This is a genomic window from Brevibacterium mcbrellneri ATCC 49030, from assembly GCF_000178455.1.
GTDB classification, from domain to species: Bacteria; Actinomycetota; Actinomycetes; order Actinomycetales; family Brevibacteriaceae; genus Brevibacterium; species Brevibacterium mcbrellneri.
Map to the genome: position 1 here is coordinate 1 of NZ_ADNU01000087.1, position 1,862 is coordinate 1,862.

Sequence of the window (1,862 nt, forward strand, 5' to 3'; positions counted from 1 at the left end):
CCTCCTCGCGTACGGTGTGAAGTCTCGGGACATCGTTCACTCGATGTCCCGAGATTTTTTGTGTTCAGAGGTGTTGATGTGTCGGGTCATCGTTCCCTTTTGGAGGCGAGTTCGGGTTATAGGCCCTCAGTGTTTAAGGGACGGGTGTGTCGCTTGTGCGACAAGCACGTTAGGTGGTTTTCTCTACACTCCAAGTTCATTTTTCTCGAGGGTTGTAGAGTAACGGGCCGTTTTTGGGCCGAAAACGTGAACAAAACGAACAAAAGTGGTGTTTACTCTACACTCATGTTCGAGGGTTGTAGAGTAAACGGCTTTCGTGTGGCTACAGTAGGCGGATTCGACTGTATCCACTTACGTTCTGGGGCCCGAGGCGGACGTGCCTGTTCCGGTCACCCTGCTGCCCGTGGTGGTAGGTGCGTAAGCATCATTAGTTCAGGAGAGAAGCTCAAGGGTAAAGGTCGCGGGGTGTGAACGATGACGTGACACATGATCGGAACGATGTCGTGACACACCTGCTGGCGGGTTCATGTGACTAAAGGTGAACGATGTCCTGAACCAGACGCCGCACTCACGGCGTTGTGAAGTCTCGGGACATCGTTCACTCGATGTCTCGAGATTTTTTGTGTGGTGAAGTGCGGGCTATACCTCCCAGTTACCCACCACAAGACAATGGTTTTGGACTTGCTGTGTTGGGTAACTGGCCGATTTTGGGCCGAAAACGTGAACAAAACGAACAAAACAGGCGTTTACTCAACGCAGTGGATCTGGACTTGCCCCTGAAAGTTGGACTTGTTTTATTTTAGGCGGTTAGGGCTTGAAGGGTTTGGTTTCGGTATTGCATGGGTGTTTGGCCTTTGAGTCTTTCTTGTAGTCGTTGGTTGTTGTACCAGTTGATGTACTCATCGATTGCGTTGGTGAACTCTTTGATGTTGTTGAAGGTTTCGCCGTGGTACATCTCTGTTTTCAGGTGGCTAAAGAAGTTCTCGATTACGGCGTTGTCGTAGCAGTTGCCCTTGCGAGACATCGATACTTTGCCCTCGTGTTTCTCGACCAAGGTGCGCCAGGCTATGTGCCGGAACTGGAATCCTTGATCGGTATGTATGATCCATCCAGGTTCCGGGGCCTGGGCCGTGATCGATTCTTTCAGCGATGCCACGGCAAATGTTGTCGCTGCTGAGGTTGACACGGTGTGGGAGATGATTGTGCGGTCAAACAGGTCCATGACCGGACACAAGTACACTTTTCGGCCGGCGATGTTGAACTCGGTGATATCACTGACCCAGGCGGTATTGGGTTTATCCCGGGTGAAGTTGCGATCAAGGATGTTTGGGGCGATACGGCTGATCGTGTCCGCGTAGGAGATATACGGTCGACGGCGCCTGATCTTGGCTTTCAGCCCCATCTGGTCCATGAGTTTGTATACCAGCTTGTGATTGACCACCCAGCCTTTGTTACGCAGGTCGCGCCACACGCGGCGGTACCCGTAACGGTGCTTGTTGGATTCGAAGCTGTGCCGAATCGCGGTTTTCAGGACTGCGTGTTTATCAGGACTCGTAAGACGTTTCTGGTGGTAGAAAAACGTCGACCTGGCCATGCCAGCAACAGACAAAAGGTCGCTTAAACGGTGGTCAGACTTAAGGGCGACGATCGCCTGGACCTTTAGGCGTGTCCCTGTTCCCTTAAGTCCCGCAATTTTTTTAGATACGCATTCTCCGCCCGCAACAGCTCGTTTTCACGCCGTAGCGCGTCTTCTTCAGTAAGCACCTTCGGCTTGCCCGACTTTCTCGGTCGGCCTATGGGCCTAGGCTTTAACGACTCATCGCCACCCTTACGCCACTTCACTACCCAATCTTTAACCTGCT

1 pseudogene is annotated in these 1,862 nt (G+C 52.2%); it reads right to left on the reverse strand.

The features are described from left to right. Positions 1-799: 799 nt before the first annotated feature. Positions 800-1,862 (reverse strand): annotated as a pseudogene (locus HMPREF0183_RS11595) (IS3 family transposase); the annotation flags it as partial.